General features: G+C 68.3%; 21 protein-coding genes. 20 read left to right on the forward strand and 1 reads right to left on the reverse strand.

Annotated elements, in window-relative coordinates; all coding sequences use genetic code 11:
- The first annotated feature begins 32 nt into the window (after nt 1–32).
- The 14 genes from ACAM52_RS18030 to mnhG all read left to right on the forward strand — a co-directional run bounded on the left by ACAM52_RS18030 (nt 33) and on the right by mnhG (nt 12008).
- Complete coding sequence (locus ACAM52_RS18030) at nt 33–359, forward strand: integration host factor subunit beta (protein WP_056582668.1); 327 nt, start codon at nt 33–35, stop codon at nt 357–359.
- A gap of 46 nt (nt 360–405) precedes the next feature.
- A complete protein-coding gene (locus ACAM52_RS18035; RefSeq protein WP_062468665.1) occupies nt 406–741 on the forward strand; it encodes a lipopolysaccharide assembly LapA domain-containing protein in 336 nt (111 codons plus the stop codon).
- Entirely contained in the window at nt 731–1909 is a 1179-nt protein-coding gene (lapB, locus tag ACAM52_RS18040) for a lipopolysaccharide assembly protein LapB (RefSeq protein WP_307584920.1), read from the forward strand. The genes ACAM52_RS18035 and lapB overlap by 11 nt, the downstream gene beginning before the upstream one ends.
- Nucleotides 1910–2046: 137 nt before the next feature.
- Nucleotides 2047–2379 carry a helix-hairpin-helix domain-containing protein gene (locus ACAM52_RS18045; protein ID WP_062468671.1) on the forward strand — a complete coding sequence of 111 codons (333 nt, stop codon included), beginning with the start codon at nt 2047–2049 and terminating at the stop codon, nt 2377–2379.
- A gap of 162 nt (nt 2380–2541) precedes the next feature.
- Nucleotides 2542–3510, forward strand: a complete 969-nt coding sequence (locus ACAM52_RS18050) for a TRAP transporter substrate-binding protein (protein WP_369644185.1) — start codon at nt 2542–2544, stop codon at nt 3508–3510.
- Nucleotides 3511–3513: 3 nt separating this feature from the next.
- Complete coding sequence (locus tag ACAM52_RS18055; RefSeq protein WP_062468676.1) at nt 3514–4047, forward strand: TRAP transporter small permease; 534 nt, start codon at nt 3514–3516, stop codon at nt 4045–4047.
- Nucleotides 4048–4075: 28 nt separating this feature from the next.
- Nucleotides 4076–5389, forward strand: a complete 1314-nt coding sequence (locus ACAM52_RS18060) for a TRAP transporter large permease (protein WP_369644186.1) — start codon at nt 4076–4078, stop codon at nt 5387–5389.
- A gap of 25 nt (nt 5390–5414) precedes the next feature.
- Nucleotides 5415–5801 carry a fluoride efflux transporter CrcB gene (gene crcB / locus ACAM52_RS18065; RefSeq protein WP_369644187.1) on the forward strand — a complete coding sequence of 129 codons (387 nt, stop codon included), beginning with the start codon at nt 5415–5417 and terminating at the stop codon, nt 5799–5801.
- Between the two features lie 77 nt (nt 5802–5878).
- The gene (locus tag ACAM52_RS18070; RefSeq protein WP_070063998.1) at nt 5879–8845 is read left to right on the forward strand and encodes a monovalent cation/H+ antiporter subunit A; all 2967 of its coding nucleotides are present in this window, start codon (nt 5879–5881) and stop codon (nt 8843–8845) included.
- Nucleotides 8845–9195 (forward strand): Na+/H+ antiporter subunit C, encoded by a 351-nt coding sequence (locus ACAM52_RS18075; protein WP_056582686.1) that lies wholly within the window; start codon nt 8845–8847, stop codon nt 9193–9195. Before ACAM52_RS18070 ends, ACAM52_RS18075 begins: the two co-directional genes overlap by 1 nt.
- Nucleotides 9192–10898, forward strand: a complete 1707-nt coding sequence (locus tag ACAM52_RS18080) for a monovalent cation/H+ antiporter subunit D (RefSeq protein ID WP_095946877.1) — start codon at nt 9192–9194, stop codon at nt 10896–10898. The genes ACAM52_RS18075 and ACAM52_RS18080 overlap by 4 nt, the downstream gene beginning before the upstream one ends.
- A complete protein-coding gene (locus tag ACAM52_RS18085) occupies nt 10895–11386 on the forward strand; it encodes a Na+/H+ antiporter subunit E (protein ID WP_062468688.1) in 492 nt (163 codons plus the stop codon). The genes ACAM52_RS18080 and ACAM52_RS18085 overlap by 4 nt, the downstream gene beginning before the upstream one ends.
- Nucleotides 11383–11661 (forward strand): K+/H+ antiporter subunit F, encoded by a 279-nt coding sequence (locus tag ACAM52_RS18090; RefSeq protein WP_062468691.1) that lies wholly within the window; start codon nt 11383–11385, stop codon nt 11659–11661. Before ACAM52_RS18085 ends, ACAM52_RS18090 begins: the two co-directional genes overlap by 4 nt.
- On the forward strand, nt 11658–12008 hold the full coding sequence (mnhG, locus tag ACAM52_RS18095) for a monovalent cation/H(+) antiporter subunit G (protein ID WP_062468694.1): 351 nt from the start codon (nt 11658–11660) through the stop codon (nt 12006–12008). Before ACAM52_RS18090 ends, mnhG begins: the two co-directional genes overlap by 4 nt.
- Before the next feature lie 15 nt (nt 12009–12023).
- Here mnhG and ACAM52_RS18100 read toward each other — a convergent pair whose 3' ends face one another.
- Nucleotides 12024–13019 (reverse strand): ABC transporter substrate-binding protein, encoded by a 996-nt coding sequence (locus tag ACAM52_RS18100; RefSeq protein WP_307584909.1) that lies wholly within the window; start codon nt 13017–13019, stop codon nt 12024–12026.
- 120 nt (nt 13020–13139) lie between these two features.
- Here ACAM52_RS18100 and ACAM52_RS18105 point away from each other — a divergent pair, with 120 nt between their 5' ends.
- From ACAM52_RS18105 to ACAM52_RS18130, 6 genes are all read left to right on the forward strand, one after another.
- Nucleotides 13140–13829 carry a TetR family transcriptional regulator gene (locus tag ACAM52_RS18105; protein ID WP_307584907.1) on the forward strand — a complete coding sequence of 230 codons (690 nt, stop codon included), beginning with the start codon at nt 13140–13142 and terminating at the stop codon, nt 13827–13829.
- Between the two features lie 83 nt (nt 13830–13912).
- Complete coding sequence (locus tag ACAM52_RS18110; protein WP_095946875.1) at nt 13913–14725, forward strand: ABC transporter permease; 813 nt, start codon at nt 13913–13915, stop codon at nt 14723–14725.
- Complete coding sequence (locus ACAM52_RS18115; protein ID WP_159277848.1) at nt 14722–15771, forward strand: NAD(P)-dependent oxidoreductase; 1050 nt, start codon at nt 14722–14724, stop codon at nt 15769–15771. The genes ACAM52_RS18110 and ACAM52_RS18115 overlap by 4 nt, the downstream gene beginning before the upstream one ends.
- A gap of 4 nt (nt 15772–15775) precedes the next feature.
- Nucleotides 15776–16612, forward strand: coding sequence for a GNAT family N-acetyltransferase (locus ACAM52_RS18120; RefSeq protein WP_369644188.1), 837 nt, complete (start codon nt 15776–15778; stop codon nt 16610–16612).
- A gap of 12 nt (nt 16613–16624) precedes the next feature.
- Nucleotides 16625–17692, forward strand: a complete 1068-nt coding sequence (locus ACAM52_RS18125) for a dihydrodipicolinate synthase family protein (RefSeq protein WP_369644189.1) — start codon at nt 16625–16627, stop codon at nt 17690–17692.
- The gene (locus ACAM52_RS18130) at nt 17689–18480 is read left to right on the forward strand and encodes an ABC transporter ATP-binding protein (RefSeq protein WP_369644190.1); all 792 of its coding nucleotides are present in this window, start codon (nt 17689–17691) and stop codon (nt 18478–18480) included. The genes ACAM52_RS18125 and ACAM52_RS18130 overlap by 4 nt, the downstream gene beginning before the upstream one ends.
- The last annotated feature ends 1 nt before the right edge of the window (nt 18481 follow it).

Consider the following 18481-nt stretch of genomic DNA (forward strand, 5'->3'; position numbering starts at 1 on the left):
TTTCGTCCACGTTTTTCGTTTATGTTTGGCCTATGACCCGCTCAGACCTCGTCGAAGAACTCGCAGCCCGTTTCGCGCAGCTCACGCACCGCGATGCCGAATACGCCGTCAAGACCATCCTGGACGCCATGAGCGACGCGCTGGTGCGCGGCCATCGCATCGAGATCCGTGGCTTCGGCAGCTTCTCGGTCAACCGCCGTCCGCCGCGCATCGGCCGCAACCCGCGTTCGGGCGAGAGCGTGCAGATTCCCGAGAAGCGCGTGCCGCACTTCAAGCCGGGCAAGGCGCTGCGCGAAGCCGTCGACGCGAAGACCGCCGAGCTCGATGCAGGCAAGGAAGCCGCCGGCCGCAAGGCCTGATGCAAATGAATGCAAACGTAGAATGCTCCCGGCAACGGGAACAGCTATGAAGTACCTCCTGTGGCTGCTCAAGGCAGCCATTTTTTTTACGCTCTTCGCCTTCGCGCTGAACAACCAGCACGACGCGACCGTCTACTTCTTCTTCGGAACCCACTGGCGCGCGCCGCTGGTGCTCGTCGTGCTCGCGGCCTTTGCCGGCGGGCTCGTGGTCGGCGCGCTGGGCATGCTGCCCGGCTGGTGGAAACACCGCGCCGCCGCGGCGCAAGTGCCTGCGACCACCGAAGCCCCCTCGCCCGCACCGCTGGCCACTGCGACCGCCTCCGCGGCAACGCCGTCCATCTCCGCCACCGACCTTCCCGCCGTACGTCAACATGGACTTTGATCCCAGCTGGCTGCTGATCGGCCTGCCCGTTGCCTTCGTGCTCGGGTGGCTCGCATCGCGCTTCGACATCCGCCAGCTCAAGCTCGAGAACCGGCAGGCGCCCAAGGCCTACTTTCGCGGCCTGAACTTCCTGCTGAACGAGCAGCAGGACCAGGCCATCGACGCCTTCATCGAGGCCGTGCAGAACGACCCCGACACGCAAGAGCTGCACTTCGCGCTCGGCAACCTGTTCCGCCGCCGCGGCGAGTACCAGCGCGCCGTGCGCGTGCACGAGCACCTGCTGGGGCGCGGCGACCTGAGCCGTGCCGACCGCGAGCGCGCGCAGCACGCGCTGGCGCAAGACTTCCTGCGCGCCGGCCTGCTCGACCGCGCCGAAGCGGCGCTGCAGAAGCTCGAAGGCACGCGCTACGAGAACGAGGCCCGCCTCGCACTGCTGGCCATCTACGAACGCTCGCGCGAATGGGCGCAGGCCGCGGACGTGGCGCAGAAGCTCGACGAGTCCGACCAGGCCAGCTACAGCACGCGCCGCGCCCACCACCTGTGCGAGCAGGCCAACGAACGCGTCGCGGCCGGCGACCTGCAGGGCGCCGGCGACCTGCTCACGCAGGCCCGCGCCCTGGCGCCGCAGGCACCACGCCCGGCCATCGACACCGCCACCTTGCAGCTGCGCAACGGCGAAGCCGCCGCGGCCTTCGACACGCTCGAAGGGCTCAGCGACACGGCGCCGCTGGCGCTGCCGCTGTATGCCGCGTCGCTGCAGAAAGCCGCCGTGGCCGCGCAGCGCGAAGGCGAGGCGCTGGCGCTGCTGCAGCGGCGCTATGCCGAGTCGCCGTCGATCGACGTGCTCGAAGCGATGATCGCGCTCGGCGGCACACCCGACGCCACGCCATCGGACACGCCCACTGAAGCCCCCACGCCGCGCGACAGCTACATCGCCCACCTCGCGCACCAGCCCTCGCTCGTCGCGGCGTCGCGCTGGCTGGCCGGCGAGCGCTTCGAGCACGAACAGTTCCACCCGCAGGTGCAACGCGCGCTCGACCAGGCGACCCGGCCGCTCATGCGCTACCGCTGCGCGGCCTGCGGCTTCGAGGCGCACCAGTACTTCTGGCACTGCCCTGGCTGCCAGGCCTGGGACAGCTATCCACCGCGGCGCGTGGAAGAACTCTGACCACGGTTCGGAACAATAGTCACACGGGGCCCTTGGCCCCGTTTTCACGTCAACTGCCGCGCGCGCCCTCTCGTTGAGCCGAAGCCGATATTCCTGTCGGCATAGCCATACCAACGATTGAAGAGGGAGTTTTCACCATGTTCAAGAAAGTCATCGCCACGCTCGCCATGTGCTTCGCGGCCGTCTCGTTTGCCGCCGTCGACGCCAACAAGGGCAGCGCCGCCGACCTCGACGGCCTCAAGGGCGTCGGCCCGTCGCTGTCCAAGCGCATCCTCGACGCGCGCAAGGAAGGCGAGTTCAAGGACTGGCCCGACCTCATGCAGCGCGTGAAGGGCGTGAAGGAAAAGAGCGCGGCCAAGCTGTCGGCCGAGGGCCTGACGGTCAACGGCCAGAGCTTCAACGGCGCGGCGGCACCGGCCAAGGCAAGCAAGGCCGCCAAGGTGGCCGAGGCGAAACCCGCCAAGCAGTGACGCCACCCTGAACCGAAGAAACCGCCCTCGAGGCGGTTTTTTCATGCCCGCAGCTGGTGCCGCATCGACACCACATGGCAGGGAAATGCCTCAGCGAATGGCCCGGAATTTGCACGTATGCTTTTCTTTCATTCAGCTTTGACTACATTCCGGAGCGCGTCCATGAATCACAAGTTCGGCATTGCCCTGGCGGGCCTCACCCTTGGCGCCGCCGCCTTCGCGCAAACCAAGTGGGACCTTCCCACCGCCTACCCCGCGACCAACTACCACACCGAGAACATCACGCAGTTCGCGAAAGACGTGGACGCGGCCACCGGCGGCAAGCTGAAGATCACGGTGCATGCCAACGCGTCGCTGTTCAAGGCGCCCGAGATCAAGCGCGCCGTGCAAAGCGGCCAGGCCCAGGCCGGCGAGATCCTGCTGGCCAACTACGCCAACGAGAACCCGATCTACGCACTGGACGGCGTGCCCTTCCTGGCCACCACGTATCCCGAAGCCCGCAAGCTCTACGACGCCTCCAAGCCCGCGATGGACAAGCTGTTGGCCGCGCAAGGCATCAAGGTGCTGTTCGTGGTGCCATGGGCGCCGCAGGGCATCTACACCAAGAAGGAGATCGGCTCGGTGGCCGACCTGCGCGGCATCAAGTGGCGCGCCTACAGCCCGGCCACGGCCAAGATCGCCGAGCTCATCGGCGCGCAGCCGGTGCAGATCCAGCAGGCTGAACTGAGCGCCGCCATGGCCACCGGCGTGATCGAGAGCTACATGAGTTCCGGCTCCACCGGCTACGACACCAAGACCTTCGAGCACATCAAGAACTTCTACGACACGCAGGCGTGGATTCCGAAGAACGCGATCCTCGTGAACGCCAAGGCCTTCGATACACTCGACGCCGCCGGCAAGGCCGCTGTGACCAAGGCCGCGGCCGATGCCGAGGCACGTGGCTGGAAGGTGGCGCAGGAGAAGAACGACGAGTACAAGCGCCTGCTGGCCGAGCGCGGCATGAAGATCCACAAGCCTTCGCCCAAGCTGGACACCGACATGCGCCAGGTCGGCGGCATCATGCAGGCCGACTGGCTCAAGGCTGCCGGTGCCGACGGCGCGGCCATCGTCGACGCCTACAAGAAGAAGTAAGCCGTGCGCCGCTTCCTCGACCGCCTGTACAACGGTGCAGGCGCGCTCGGTGCGTTCTGCGTCTTTCTGATCTTCGTGCTGATGATCGTGGCCGGCGTGGGCCGGCAGATGAACTGGCACGTGAGCGGGCTCAACGACGCGGTGGCCTGGCTGTGCGCGGCGGCGGCCTTCTTCGCGATGGCGCATGCCTTCCGCCACGGCGACTTCGTGCGCGTCACGCTGCTGCTCGATGCCGTGCCGCCTAAGGTGCGCCGCGTGCTCGACGTGGCCTGCCTGCTGGTCGCCGCCGTGTCGGTCGCCTACCTCACCTACTGGGCCACCAGCTTCACTTACGAGAGCTACGAGTTCAAGGAGATGGCCACGGGCCTGCTCGTGATCCCGATCTGGATTCCGCAGTCGAGCTTCGTGATCGGCTGCTGGCTGCTCCTGATCGCCATGGTCGACGAACTCGTCGGCGTGGTGCGCGGCGAGAAGCCCAGCTACCAGCGCGCCGTCGAGGAGCGCCACGCGGCGGGCGACTTCTCTTCCGACGTCTGACCGACAACGACAACAACCAAGACACCCGATGCTCGAAACCCTTCTGATGGGCGCGCTGCTGCTCGGCATCATGCTGTTGCTGCTCGCCGGCGGCGTCTGGATCGCCATGACCCTGGCCATCGTCGGCTGGGTCGGCCAGGCCTTCTTCACCAACACCCTGCCCGGCAAGAACCTGTTCTCGGCCTTCTGGGAAAGCAATGCGAGCTGGGAGCTGGCGGCGCTGCCGCTGTTCATCTGGATGGGCGAGATCCTGTTCCGCACCAAGCTCAGCGAAGAGATGTTCGAAGGCTTGAGGCCGTGGCTCAACCGCGTGCCCGGCCGGCTCATGCACACCACCATCCTCGGCTGCGGCGTGTTCGGCTCGGTCTCGGGCTCGTCGGCCGCCACCTGCGCGACCATCGCCAAGGTGGCGCTGCCCGAGCTCAAGCGCCGCGGCTACGACGAGAAGCTGGCCATCGGCTCGCTGGCCACCGCCGGCACGCTGGGCATCCTGATCCCGCCGTCGATCACGATGGTGGTGTACGCGGTGGCGGCCGACGCCTCGATCATCCGCATCTTCCTGGCCGGCTTCCTTCCAGGCTTTTTGTTGATGCTGCTGTTCTCGGGCTACATCGCCTGGTGGAGCCTGCGCCATCCGGACAAGGTGCCGCCGGCCGACCCGCCCACCACCTTCATGCAGAAGATCCGGCTGTCGGGCAACCTCATTCCCTGCGCGCTGCTGATCGTGTTCATCGTCTGGGTGCTGGTGGCCGGCTGGGCCACGGCCACCGAGTGCGCGGCCTTCGGGGTGCTGGGCTCGCTGGCCATCGCGGCCTACGGCAAGAGCCTGACCTGGCAGAACTTCAAGGACGGGATCATGGGCGCCACGCGCACCAGCTGCATGATCATGTTCATCCTGGCCGGGGCTGCGTTCCTGACCAAGACCATGGCCTTCACCGGCATCCCGCGCGAGCTGGCCGAGTGGGTCGACAGCATGCATCTGTCGCCCTATGCATTGATCGGTGCGCTGGTGGTGGTGTACCTGGTGCTGGGCACGGCGCTGGACGGCATCTCGATGATCGTGCTGACCAGCGCCGTGGTGCTGCCGATGATCCAGAAGGCGGGCTTCGACCTGGTCTGGTTCGGCATCTTCGTGGTGCTGCTGGTCGAGATCGCCGAGGTCACGCCGCCGGTGGGCTTCAACCTGTTCGTGCTGCAGAACATGACGGGCAAGGACAGCAACGTGATCGCCAAGGCGGCGATTCCGTTCTTCTTCTGCCTCGTGCTGTGCATCGCGCTGATCACGCTGTTCCCGGGTATCGTCACGATCCTGCCTGACCTGGTGATGGGCAAGGAGAAATGACAGTGCGACGACGACAAGGGAACGGATGCCTCCTCTATTGCCGGCTCTAGCGATCTGCGTGGGCGCCTCGTGCGGCGCCCTCGCCCGCTGGGGCCTGGGCCTGTGGCTCAACACCGGCGGCCCCGTGCCCTACGGCACGCTGGCCGCCAACCTCGTGGGCGGCTACCTCGTCGGCGTGGCGGTGGCCGTCTTCCAGGCGCTGCCGCAGCTCGACCCGGTGTGGCGGCTGCTGCTCATCACCGGCTTCCTCGGCGGGCTCACGACCTTCTCGAGCTTCTCGGCCGAAGTGGTCGCACTGCTGCTCGGCGGACGGCCGCTGCTGGCGCTGGGCACCGGCCTGCTGCACCTGTGCGGCTCGCTGGTGCTGACCTGGCTGGGCATCCGCAGCGTGCAGCTCGTGCTGGCTGCGTGACAGCGAAAAAACTGCCCGTGCTCCTGCGGTTATAGACAGGGGCTCTCCAGAGGGTCGGTCGATAGAATCGACCCCCGATGCCCCTCGCCCTTCTCGTCGCACTCCCCTTTCTTGCCAGCGTGCTGGCCGCGTTGATGCCGTCCAACGCGCGCAACCGGGAGTCGACCCTTGCAGGGCTCGTCGCATTGGGCTGCGCGATCCAGGTCGCCTGGCTCTTTCCGCAGATCGCGCACGGCAACGTGCTGCGCCAGGAGATCGAGTGGCTCCCCGCCCTCGGCCTGAACCTCGTGTTCCGCCTCGACGGCTTCGCGTGGCTGTTCTGCATGCTGGTGCTGGGCATCGGCGCGCTGGTGGTGCTCTATGCGCGCTACTACATGTCGGCCTCCGACCCGGTGCCGCGCTTCTTCTCGTTCTTCCTCGCGTTCATGGGCGCGATGATGGGCGTGGTGCTCTCGGGCAACCTGATCCAGATGGTGCTGTTCTGGGAGCTCACCAGCCTGTTCTCCTTCCTGCTCATCGGCTACTGGCACCACCGGCGCGACGCGCGGCGCGGCGCACGCATGGCGCTCACCGTCACCGGCGCGGGCGGGCTGTGCCTCTTGGCCGGCGTGCTCGTGCTGGGCCGCATCGTCGGCAGCTACGAGCTCGACATCGTGCTGGCCTCGGGCGACATCATCCGCGCACACGCGCTGTACCCGGTGGCGCTGGTGCTGATCCTGCTCGGCGCATTCACCAAGAGCGCGCAGTTCCCGTTCCACTTCTGGCTGCCGCGCGCCATGGCCGCGCCCACGCCGGTGTCGGCCTACCTGCACTCGGCCACCATGGTGAAGCTGGGCGTGTTCCTGATGGCGCGGCTGTGGCCCGTGCTCTCGGGCACCGAGCAGTGGTTCTGGATGGTGGGCGGCGCGGGCGCGATCACGCTGCTGCTGGGCGGTTTCGCGGCCATGTTCCAGCGCGACCTGAAGGCGCTGCTGGCCTACTCGACCATCTCGCACCTGGGCCTCATCACGCTGCTGCTGGGCCTGAACAGCCCGCTGGCGGCCGTCGCGGCAGTGTTCCATGTCATGAACCACGCGACCTTCAAGGCCTCGCTGTTCATGGCGGCCGGCATCATCGACCACGAGACCGGCACGCGCGACATCCGCAAACTCAGCGGCCTGATGCGCCTCATGCCCATCACGGGCACGCTGGCCATCATCGCCAGCGCCTCGATGGCCGGCGTGCCGCTGCTCAACGGCTTTCTCTCGAAGGAGATGTTCTTCGCCGAGACGGTCTTCATCCAGGCCACGCCCTGGATCGACCTCAGCCTGCCGGTCATCGCCACGCTCGCGGGCATCTTCAGCGTGGCGTACTCGGCGCGCTTCGTGTTCGACGTGTTCTTCGGCCCGCCCTGCGGCCCCGACGTGCCCAAGCCCCCGCACGAGCCGCCGCACTGGATGCGCGTGCCGGTCGAGCTGCTGGTGCTGGTGTGCCTGGTGGTGGGCGTGGCGCCGGCCTGGTCGGTCGGCCCGATGCTCGCGGCCGCGGCCACGCCGGTGGTCGGCGGCACGCTGCCCGTCTACAGCCTGGCCGTGTGGCACGGCTTCAACCTGCCGCTGATGATGAGCTTCGTCGCGCTGGCAGGCGGCGCCGTGCTCTACCTGCTGCTGCGCCGTCCGCTGGGCAGCGGGCGCCTGGAGCACACGCCGCTGCTGCACCGCTTCGACGGGCAGCTCATCTTCGAACACCTGATCGCGCTGCTGAGCGAAGCCGGCCGGCGCAGCCGCCGCCTCTTCGGCACGCGCCGCCTGCAATGGCAGCTGCTGTGGCTGGTGGTAGTGGCCGTGGCGGGCGCCGCGGCCTCGCTGTGGACCACGCCGGCCGATCGCGGCACGCGCGAGCTGCTGCCGTTCTCGCCGATGTTCGCGATGACCTGGCTCATCGGCTGCACCTGCGCCGTGGCCGCCGCCTGGCAGGCCAAGTTCCACCGGCTCGCGGCGCTGATGCTGGCCGCGGGCGCCGGGCTGGTCTCGTGCGTCACCTACATCTGGTTCTCGGCGCCCGACCTGGCGCTCACGCAGCTGGTGGTCGAAGCCGTGACCACCGTGCTCATCCTGCTGGGCCTGCGCTGGCTGCCGATGCGCAGCAAGGACGTGGTGCAGCCCGCGCGCATGCGCCTGCGCCCCTGGGGCCGCCGCGGGCGCGACCTGCTGGTGGCCACCATCGCCGGCTGCGGCATGGCGGCACTGGCCTGGGCGATGATGACGCGCACCTTCCCGCAGAGCATCTCGCCCTTCTTCCTCGAACGCGCGCTCACCGAAGGCGGCGGCACCAACGTGGTCAACGTGATGCTGGTCGACTTCCGCGGCTTCGACACCTTCGGCGAGATCACGGTGCTGGGCATCGTGGCGCTCACCGTGTATGCGCTGCTGCGGCGCTTCCGCCCGGCCATCGAATCGATGGCGCTGCCAATCCAGCAGCGGCTGCAGGTCGACGACGGCAGCAGCGACCTGCTGAACCCGCGCCGCGCCACCGACTCCGCCATCGGCTACCTGATGGTGCCGGCCGTGCTGGTGCGCCTCGTGCTGCCGGTGGCCGTGCTGGTGTCGGTGTATTTCTTCATGCGCGGCCACAACGCGCCCGGCGGCGGCTTCGTCGCGGGGCTGGTGATGTCGGTGGCGCTGGTGCTGCAGTTCATCGTCTCGGGCACCGAGTGGGTGGAAGAACACCTGCGCATCTACCCGCGCCGCTGGATCGCCATCGGCCTGCTGTTCGCGCTCGCCACCGGCGGCGGCGCGATCGTGTTCGGCTACCCGTTCCTCACCACGCACACCGCGCACGTGCACGTGCCGCTGCTGGGCGACATGCACGTGCCCAGTGCCCTCTTCTTCGACATCGGCGTGTTCGCGCTGGTGCTCGGCGCCACCATGCTGATCCTGACCGCGCTGGCCCACCAGTCCATCCGAAGCCACCGCTGGGCCGACGAACAAGAAGAGAAAGAAGCGCAGGCCCGCGCCGCCGCCGAAGCCGAAGAGGCTGCCGCCGCCACCGGAGGGGCCCGCTGATGGAAATCGTGCTGGCCATCGCCATCGGCGTGCTCACCGGGTCGGGCGTGTACCTGCTGCTGCGCCCGCGCACCTTCCAGGTCATCATGGGCCTGACGCTCATCTCGTACGCGGTCAACCTGTTCATCTTCAGCATGGGCCGGCTCAAGGTCGACAGCGAGCCGGTGCTGGTCGAAGGCTTCAAGGCCACGCTGGCCAACACGGCCGACCCGATGCCGCAGGCGCTGGTGCTCACGGCCATCGTGATCGGCTTCGCGATGACCGCCCTGTTCCTCGTGGTCATGCTCGCCTCGCGCGGCCTGTCGGGCACCGACCACGTGGACGGTGAAGAGCGGGAGGCGGTCGAATGAACGACGTGTTCCACCTGCTCGACCGCTTCCTCGAGTTCAGCATGCCGCACCTGGTGGCGGTGCCCATCCTCGTGCCCATGCTCACGGCGGCGCTGATGCTGCTGATGAACGAGAACCACCGGCGCACCAAGTCCTTCCTCAGCGTGGTCTCGGGCCTGGTCGGCCTGCTGGCCGCGCTCGCGCTGCTGCGCTGGGTGAACGCTGCCGACACCGGTGGCGGCCCGGGCTCGATCGGCGTGTACCTGCCGGGCAACTGGCGCGCGCCCTTCGGCATCACGCTGGTGGCCGACCGGCTCTCGACCATGATGGTCGCGCTCACGGGCGTGGTGGCCTTCGCGGCCTCGATCTATTCGACCTCGCGCTGGGACCGCGCGGGCGTGCACTTTCATCCGCTGCTGCAGCTGCAGCTCATGGGCCTGAACGGCGCCTTCCTCACGGGCGATCTGTTCAACCTGTTCGTGTTCTTCGAGGTGATGCTGGCGGCTTCGTACGGCCTGCTCCTGCACGGCTCGGGCCGGCTGCGCGTGCGCGCCGGGCTGCACTACATCGCGATCAACCTCGCGGCCTCGTCGCTGTTCCTGATCGGCGCGGCCATCCTGTACGGCGTGACCGGCACGCTCAACATGGCCGACCTGGGCGCGCGCATCGCCGAGCTCGCGCCGGGCGACCGCGGCCTGGTGCACGCGGCCGCCGCCATCCTGGCCACCGCCTTCTTCGCCAAGGCGGGCGCGTGGCCGCTCAACTTCTGGCTGGTGCCGGCCTACAGCGCGGCCGTGTCGCCGGTGGGCGCGGTGTTTGCGCTCCTGACCAAGCTCGGCGTGTACACCGTGCTGCGCCTGTGGACCGTGCTGTTCGCGCCCGACACCGGCGCCTCGGCCGCCTTCGGGCAGGCCGCGCTGGTGGGCGTGGGGCTGGCGACGCTGTTCGTGGGCGCCATCGGCATCGTCGGCACGCAGCGGCTGTCGAACCTCGCGGGCTTCAGCGTGCTGGTGTCGGCGGGCACGCTGCTGGCCGCCGTCGGGCTGGGCGATCCGGCCGTGTGGGCGGGCGCGCTGTACTACATGCTGAGCTCGACGCTCGCGGTGGCGGCCTTCTTCCTGCTGATCGACATGATCGAGCGCTGGCGCAACGCGGGCATGAGCGTCGCGCCGCACGAGGCGGCGGGCAACGCGCCCTTCCTGGCCGAAGACCTGCGCGCGCTCGACGACGTGAACCTCGACGACGATGCCCAGGCGCTCTACGGCCGCGCCATTCCGGCGGGCGTGGCCTTCCTGGGCCTGAGCTTCATGCTGTGCACGCTGCTGCTGGCGGGCCTGCCGCCGCTGTCGGGCTTCGTGGGCAAGTTCGCGATGCTCTCGGGCCTGCTCGACGGCAGGACCGTGGCCTCGGCCGGCTGGACCTTCCTGGGCCTGCTGATCGTCTCGGGCTTTCTCTCGCTGATCGCCCTGAGCCGCACCGGCATCCGCCATTTCTGGACGCAGCCCCACGCCACCATGCCCTCGCTGCCCGCGCTCGAGGTGCTGCCGGTGGCCGCCCTGCTCGCGGCCTGCGTCGCGCTCACGGTCTGGGCCGAGCCCGTGATGCAGCACGCGCAGGCCACCGCCGGCGGCCTGCGCACGCCCACTGCGTACCGCGAGGCCGTGCTCGGTGCCAAGCAGAAGCCCAACCCGGTGCCCGCGAAGAAAGAGGAGGCCAAGCCATGAAGCGCTTGATGCCTTCCCCGCCGCTGTCGTTCGCGCTGTTCGTCATCTGGCTGCTGCTCAACCAGTCGCTCGAAGCGGCCACGCTGCTGTCGGCCGCGCTGCTCGCCATTGCCGTGCCGCTGATCACCAAGGGCCTGCGCCCCGCCACCGTGCGCATGCGCCGGCCCGGCGTGGCGCTGCGGCTGTCGTTCCTCGTCACCTTCGACATGCTGAAGTCGGCGTACGACGTGGCGCGGCTGCTGCTCACGCGCCGCACCGCCGACATCTCGGCGCGCTTCGTGCAGATTCCGCTGGACATGCGCGACCCCAACGGCCTCGCCGTGCTCGCGATGATCATGTGCCTCACGCCAGGCACGGCCTGGGGCGAGGTCTCGTTCGACCGCACCACGCTGCTGATCCACGTGTTCGACCTCGAGGACGAGGCGGCCTTCATCGCACTGATCAAGACCCGCTACGAACGTCCGCTGATGGAGATTTTCGAATCATGACGCCTGTTCTCTTCTGGGCCCTGAAGGCCGCGCTCTTCCTGCTGGCCGTGGCGATGCTGTGCGCGCTCTTTCGCCTGCTGGCCGGCCCGTCCGCGCAGGACCGCGTGATGGCACTCGACTGCCTCTACATCAACGGCATGCTGATGATGCTGGTGCTCGGCATCAACTACGCAAGCAGCGTGTACTTCGAGGCGGCGATGCTGGTGGCGCTGTTCGGCTTCGTGGGATCGACCTCGATCGCCAAGTTCTTGCTGCGCGGGGAGGTCATCGAATGAGCGCCACTGCCCTGCCCCTGTGGGCCGAGATCATCACCGCCGTGTTCGCGGTGCTGGGCGCGGCCTTCGCGGCCATCGGCTCCTTCGGCCTGGTGCGCATGCCCACCTTCTTCCGCCGCATCCATGCGCCCACGCTGGGCGCCACGGTGGGCGCGTGGTGCCTGACGGTGGCCACCATCGCCTACTTCTCGGTACAGGGCTTCAGCCTGTTCCTGCACGCGGTGCTGATCGTGCTGTTCATCGTGCTGACGGCGCCGATCACCACCATCTTCCTGATGCGCGCCGCCCTCTTCCGCGAACGGCAGAAGGGCAACACGAAGGTGCCGCCCTCCTCCGAGTCGCGCTGAAGCGACTTCTTCCCATCAGTTGGGCGCCATGCGCACGCCCTTGTCGAGGAACTCGTTGGTGAACAGCGTCGCCGGGTCGTAGGCCTTGTCGATGCCGATCAGCGAAGACACCAGTTCGTAGTCGGCCTTCACGCGCGCACCGTCGAAAGCGCCGAGCGCCACCTTGGTGGTGGTGTCGTCGCGCATCAGCTGCTTGATGCGGTTCCACTGGTCGCGCTGGTTGTCGGGCGTGAGGCCGCTCACGCTGGCCTGAAGCGCCTGCAGGCAGGGCTCGAAGCTCTTCACGCAGGCGTCGTAGGCACGCTGGGTCACGGCCACGAACTTCTTCACCTGGCCGGGGTTCTTCGCGAGGTAGGGGCCGTTCACGATCAGCGAGTTGCCGTACACGTTCACGCCCGCGTCGCGCCACGACTGGAAGCCCAGGTCGGCGCCGAACTCGCGCGCCTTCAGGTCGTGCTCGTTGTAGAAGTCGCTGATGATGTCGACCGACTTGCTCTTCAGCGCCGCCACCTTGGCCTGCGGGCTCACGTTGACGAAGGTCACGCTGGCCGGGTCGAGCCCCACCTTCTTGGCGAAGGCCGGCCACATGAGGCGCGCGGCGTCGCCCGGCGGATTGCCGATCTTGCGGCCCGCGAAATCTTTCGGCCCGTTGATGCCCGACGACTTGAGCCAGTAGAAGCCCTGCGGGCTGTTGGCGTAGATGACCATCACGGCCTTCACGTCGGCGCCCTTGCCCTTGGCCTGGATCGTGGTGGGCAGGTCGGAAATCCCGAGGTCGCTGCCGCCGGTGCCCACGCGCTGCGCCGACACGGCCGAGCCCTTGCCGGCCTCGATGTTCAGGTCGATGCCCGCCTCGGTGTACCAGCCCTTGGCCTTCGCGAAATAGATCGGCGCATGATCGGCCGTGGGTGTCCAGTTGAGCATCAGGCTCATGGCATCGGCCGCGAATGCGGCAGGGGCCGAGGCCATGAGCAAGGCGGTGGCGCCGGCGGCCGACAACAGCTTTTTCATGCGGAACACTCCAAAAGAAGGTAAAAACAGGTCCTGAAATTCATATTACCAACTGTTTGGTTGACAGGCAATCCAGATCATCCAGACTGCGTTGCCCCTGCCGGGAGAATCAAAAACACCATGACCGCCACCAAGCCCGCGAGCCCCGCCACCCCCGCCCGCACCGCCGTCGCAACGAAACGCGAGCGCGACCCCGTCGCCGCCAAGCAAGCCCTCATCGCCGCCGCGGTGGCCGAGTTCGCCACCAAGGGCTTCGCAGGCGCGCGCGTCGACGAGATCGCCGCCAACGCCGGCGTCAACAAGCAGCTCGTGTACCACTACTTCGACAGCAAGCAGGGGCTGTACCTGGTCGCGCTCGAATCGGTCTATGCCGAGATCCGCGAGAAGGAACAGAAGCTCACGCTCGACGCGCTGGAGCCGCTGGAGGCCATGAAGCAGCTGGTGGCCTTCTCGTTCGACTACCTGGCCGAGCACCCCGAGTTCATCGCGCTGCTGGCCGACGAGAACCGCAACCACGGCGCGCACCTGCGCGAGTCGGAGCGGCTGCAGAAGATGCACTCGCCCTTCATCGAGATGCTCGAAGCCACGCTCAAGCGCGGTGTGGCGGCCGGCGTGTTCCGGCCCGACTTCGACGCGATCAACCTCTACATCTCGATCGCCGGCATCTCGTACTTCTTCTTCTCCAACAACCACACGCTGTCGGCCATCTTCGGCAAACCGCTCGACGCGCGCGGCGCGCTGCTGCAGCGGCGCCGGCACGTGATCGAGTTCGCGCTCAACGCCTTGCGACCCGACAAGGCTGCCGCATGAAAATTATCAACTAGTTGGTTGACTCGGGTCGTGGCGACTCCTATGATTCGCCGCATTGCTTCTTCCCTGACCCAGGAACAGACATGACGGCACCCGACGGCGCGCTGGCGCCCCTCGCTTCCACGCCCCTGTCGGGCGAGCGCCCCGAATGGCAGCGCTGGGCCCTCGTGGTCGCGGTGCATCTGGCGGGCATCGCGCTGTGGGAGCTGGCGGTGCGGGTCTTCGCGATCCAGCCCTTCATCCTGCCGGCGCCCTCGAAGGTGCTGGCCACCCTGGCCAATCCGAACTACAGCTGGCTCAAGAACACCGGCGTCACCGCGCTCGAAGTGTTCGGCGGCTACGCGCTGGGGCTGGTGCTCGGCATTCTTTGCGCGCTGCTCTTCATCACCAGCAAGCGGCTGATGCTGCTGGTGTTCCCACTGCTGGTCACGCTCAACATGATCCCGAAGGTGGCGATGGGGCCGCTGGTGATCGTGTGGTTCAGCTACGGCATCGGGCCGAACATCCTCATCACGTTCAGCCTGTGCTTCTTCCCGATCCTGCTGACCACCATCCGCGGCCTGAACGAGACCGAGCCCGAGCTGCTCGACCTCGTGCGCGCGCTCAAGGGTTCGCGCTGGCAGCTGTTTCGCTACATCCAGCTGCCGGGCTCGCTGCCGTACGTGTTCTCGGGCATGAAGGTCGCCACCATCCTCGCCGTGGCGGGCGCGGTGGTGGGCGAGTTCATCGCCTCGGAACGCGGCCTGGGCTATCTGATGATCCAGGTCCAGGCCTCGCTGGACACGCCCGCGGTCTTCATGGCCGTGCTGCTCATCACGGGCCTGGGCGTGCTGCTCTATCTGCTGGTGCTTCTGCTGGAGCGCCTCTTCATCACCCAGGACGCAAGAATCCAATGACCTCCACGCCAGTCCTCGACGACCTGCCCTTTCCCGAGCGCTTCGAGAGCGAAGCCGCGCTTGAAGACTACCTGGCCACGCCCTCGCGTGACCTCGTGCGCGACATGGCCCGCCTCGACGGCGACCTGATGATCCTCGGCGTGGGCGGCAAGATGGGCCCCACGCTGGCCCGCCTCGCCAAGAACGCCATGCCCGGTCGCCGCGTGATCGCCGTCGCCCGCTTCAGCGAAGCCGGCGTGCGCGAAGCGCTCGAAGCACACGGCATCGAGACCATCGCCTGCGACCTGCTCGACCGCGCCGCCATCGCCGCGCTGCCGCCGTGCGCCAACGTGGTCTTCATGGCCGGGCGCAAGTTCGGCGCCGACGCCGACAACCCGCTGACCTGGGCCATGAACGCGCACGTGCCGGCGCTGGTGGCCGAGCACTTCCACGCTTCGCGCATCGTCGCCTTCTCGACCGCTTGCGTGTACCCCTTCGTGCCAGTGACCAGCCAGGGCGCGAGCGAGAGCGACGCGCCCAACCCGCCCGGCGAGTACGCCAACTCGTGCGTGGGCCGCGAGCGCATGTTCGAGTACTTCTCTCAGCGCCACGGCACGCCGGGGCGCCTGTTCCGCCTGAGCTACGCCATCGACCTGCGCTACGGCGTGCTGGCCGACGTGGCGCTCAAGGTGTGGCGCGGCGAGCCGGTCGACGTGACCATGGGCCACGTCAACGTGATCTGGCAGGGCGACGCGAACGCACAGGCGCTGCGCTGCCTCGCGGCGGCCACCGTGCCGACCTCGCCGCTCAACGTGAGCGGGCCCGAGACGACGTCGATCCGCTGGCTCGCGGAAGAGTTCGCGCGCCAGTTCGACAAGCCCGTGACGATCAGCGGGCAAGAGGCCCCGACCGCGTGGCTGATGAACACCGGCGAAGCCGAGCGCCTGTTCGGCTACCCGCGCGTGCCGCTGGCGCAGCAGATCCGCTGGGTGGCTGACTGGATCTCGCGCGAGCAGCGCCAGTACGGCAAGCCCACGAAGTTCGAATCGCGCGACGGCAAGTACTGAGCCCATGACCATGCCCGCCGTCGAAGCCCTCACGTCGATCACGCCCGGCATCGCCCCGATGCTCGACGCGCTGGTTGCCGCGAGCGGCTGGAACCAGACCGCGCTCGACTGGCGGCTGTTCGAGCGGCTCGGCACGGTGCATGGCGTGCGCGATGGCGAGGACCAGCTCGTCGCCAGCGGTGCCGTGCTGCCGATGGAAGGCGTGGCCTGGATCAGCATGATCCTCGTGATGCCTGCCGCGCGCGGTCAAGGCCTGGGCCGCGCGGTGTTCGCGCGCTGCCTCGACCAGGTGAAGACCGCCGGCCTCGTCGCGATGCTCGACGCCACGCCGCAGGGCGAGCCGCTCTATGCGAGCTTCGGCTTCACGCCGCTGTGGCGGCTCACGCGCTGGCAGCGCGAGGCCGCGCCCGCCACCGCATCGCTCGCCACGGACAAGCCAGCCCTCGACAACCTCGCCGCGCTCGACGCGCAGGCGCTGGGTTTCGCGCGCCCCGCCGTGCTCGCCGACCTGCTCGGGCGCGACGACAGCCGCTGCGTGCGCAACGGCCTGGGCTTCGGCCTCGTGCGTGCGGGCCGCACCGCGCACCACATCGGGCCGCTGCTGTCGTCCGATGAGGCCACGGCCGCCGCGCTGCTGACACAGGCCGCACGCGGCATCGACGGCCGCATCTATGTCGACGTACCCGACGACCGCAAGGCCATGGCTGCCGCATTGCGCGCCGCCGGCTTCACACCCCAACGCAGCTTCGCACGCATGGCGCTGGCCACGCGCGAGGGCGCGCAGCCGCCCACCGGACACCCCGCCTTCATCCACGCCATCGCCGGCCCCGAGTTCGCCTGAGGACCTTTTCCCATGCCACTGAACCGCTCCGACCTTCCCGCCGACGTGCTTGCGCTGCTGTCGCAAGGCACCGTCATCCCGGCGCATCCGCTCGCGCTCGACGCCGACCGCCAGTTCGACCGCCAGCGCCAGCGCGCGCTCACGCGCTACTACGTCGATGCCGGCGTGGGCGGCCTCGCGGTGGGCGTGCACACCACGCAGTTCGCGATCCGCGAGCGCGGCCTGTACGCCACCGTGCTCGAGGCCGCGATGCAGGACCGCCTCGCCTGGAACGACCGCCCGATGGCGATGATCGCCGGGCTGTGCGGCCCGACCGCGCAGGCGCAGGCCGAGGCGCGCACAGCCGTGGCTCTCGGCTATCACGCAGGGCTGCTGAGCCTGGCGGCGCTGGCCGGGTCGTCGGAAGACGCGCTCATCGCCCACTGCGAGGCGGTGGCGCAGGAGATCCCGCTGATCGGCTTCTACCTGCAGACCGTGGTCGGCGGCCCGATCCTCTCGAGCGACTTCTGGCGCCGCTTCGCGCTCATTCCGAACGCGCTGGCGATCAAGGTCGCGCCCTTCAACCGCTACCGCAGCATCGACGTGGTGCGCGGGTTGGTCGATGCGCGCGCCGAGGAGCGCGTGTTCCTCTACACCGGCAACGACGACCACATCGTGCTCGACCTGGCGCTGCCCTTTGCCGCAATGCGCGACGGCGCGCCCGTGCAGGTGCGCTTTCGCGGCGGCCTGCTGGGCCACTGGTCGGTGTGGACGTCGAGCGCGGTGCACCAGCTGCAGCAGATCAAGGCCGAGCTGGCCGCCAGCGGCGGCGCGCTGAGCCCCGCCCTGCTCGCGCTCGATTCGCGCGTGACCGACTGCAACGCCGCCTTCTTCGACGTGGCGAACAACTTCCACGGCTGCATCGCGGGCTGCCACGAGGTGCTGCGGCGCCAGGGCCTGCTCGAAGGCATCTGGTGCCTCGATCCCGAAGAAGGCCTGGGCCAGGGCCAATCGGCGGAGATCGATCGCGTCTACCGCCAGCACGGCGACCTGGCCGACGACGCCTTCGTGCGCGACAACCTGGCACGGTGGCTGGCATGAGCGCCGTGCTGCAACCGCAGGAGCCCGCGCCGCTGATCCGCATGCGGCAGCTGCGCAAGGTCTACCGCAAGCGCAACGAGGAGTTCCTCGCCGTCTCCGACGTCACGATGGACGTGCATGCGGGCGACATGATCTCGCTGGTCGGCCCCTCGGGTTGTGGCAAGTCGACGCTGCTGAAAATTCTCTCGGGCCTGCACGGCCACGACGGCGGCACGCTCGAAATCGGCGGCCCTGGCGGCACGGGCTTCAACCCGGGCCGCGACGTCGGCATGGTGTTCCAGCAGCCGCTGCTGCTGAAGTGGCGCACCATTCTCGAGAACGTGCTGCTGCCCGCCGACATCCTCGGGCTGGACCGCAAGGCCGCCAAGGCACGCGCGCACCAGTTGCTCGACATGGTCGGCCTCACGGGCTTCGCCGACAAGCTGCCCTACGAACTCTCGGGCGGCATGCAGCAGCGCGCCGCCATCGCACGCGCGCTCATCCACGACCCGAAGCTGGTGCTCATGGACGAGCCTTTCGGCGCGCTCGATGCGCTCACGCGCGAGAAGATGAACCTGGAGATGCTGCGCATCTGGGAGCGCAGCCGCAAGACCTTCATCGTGGTCACGCACAGCATCCAGGAGGCGGTGTTCCTGGGCTCGCATTGCGCCGTGCTCACGGCCGGGCCGGCGCGCATGGCCGACTTCTTTCGCATCGAGCTGCCCGAGCCGCGCAAGCTGCACGTGAAGACCAGCCCGGAGTTCGGCGAGTACGTGCGCCGCATTTACGACCTGCTGGGCGTGGACTGAG

Origin of the sequence: Variovorax sp. V118 (genome assembly GCF_041154445.1) — a bacterium.
Classification (GTDB): Bacteria; Pseudomonadota; Gammaproteobacteria; order Burkholderiales; family Burkholderiaceae_C; genus Variovorax; species Variovorax boronicumulans.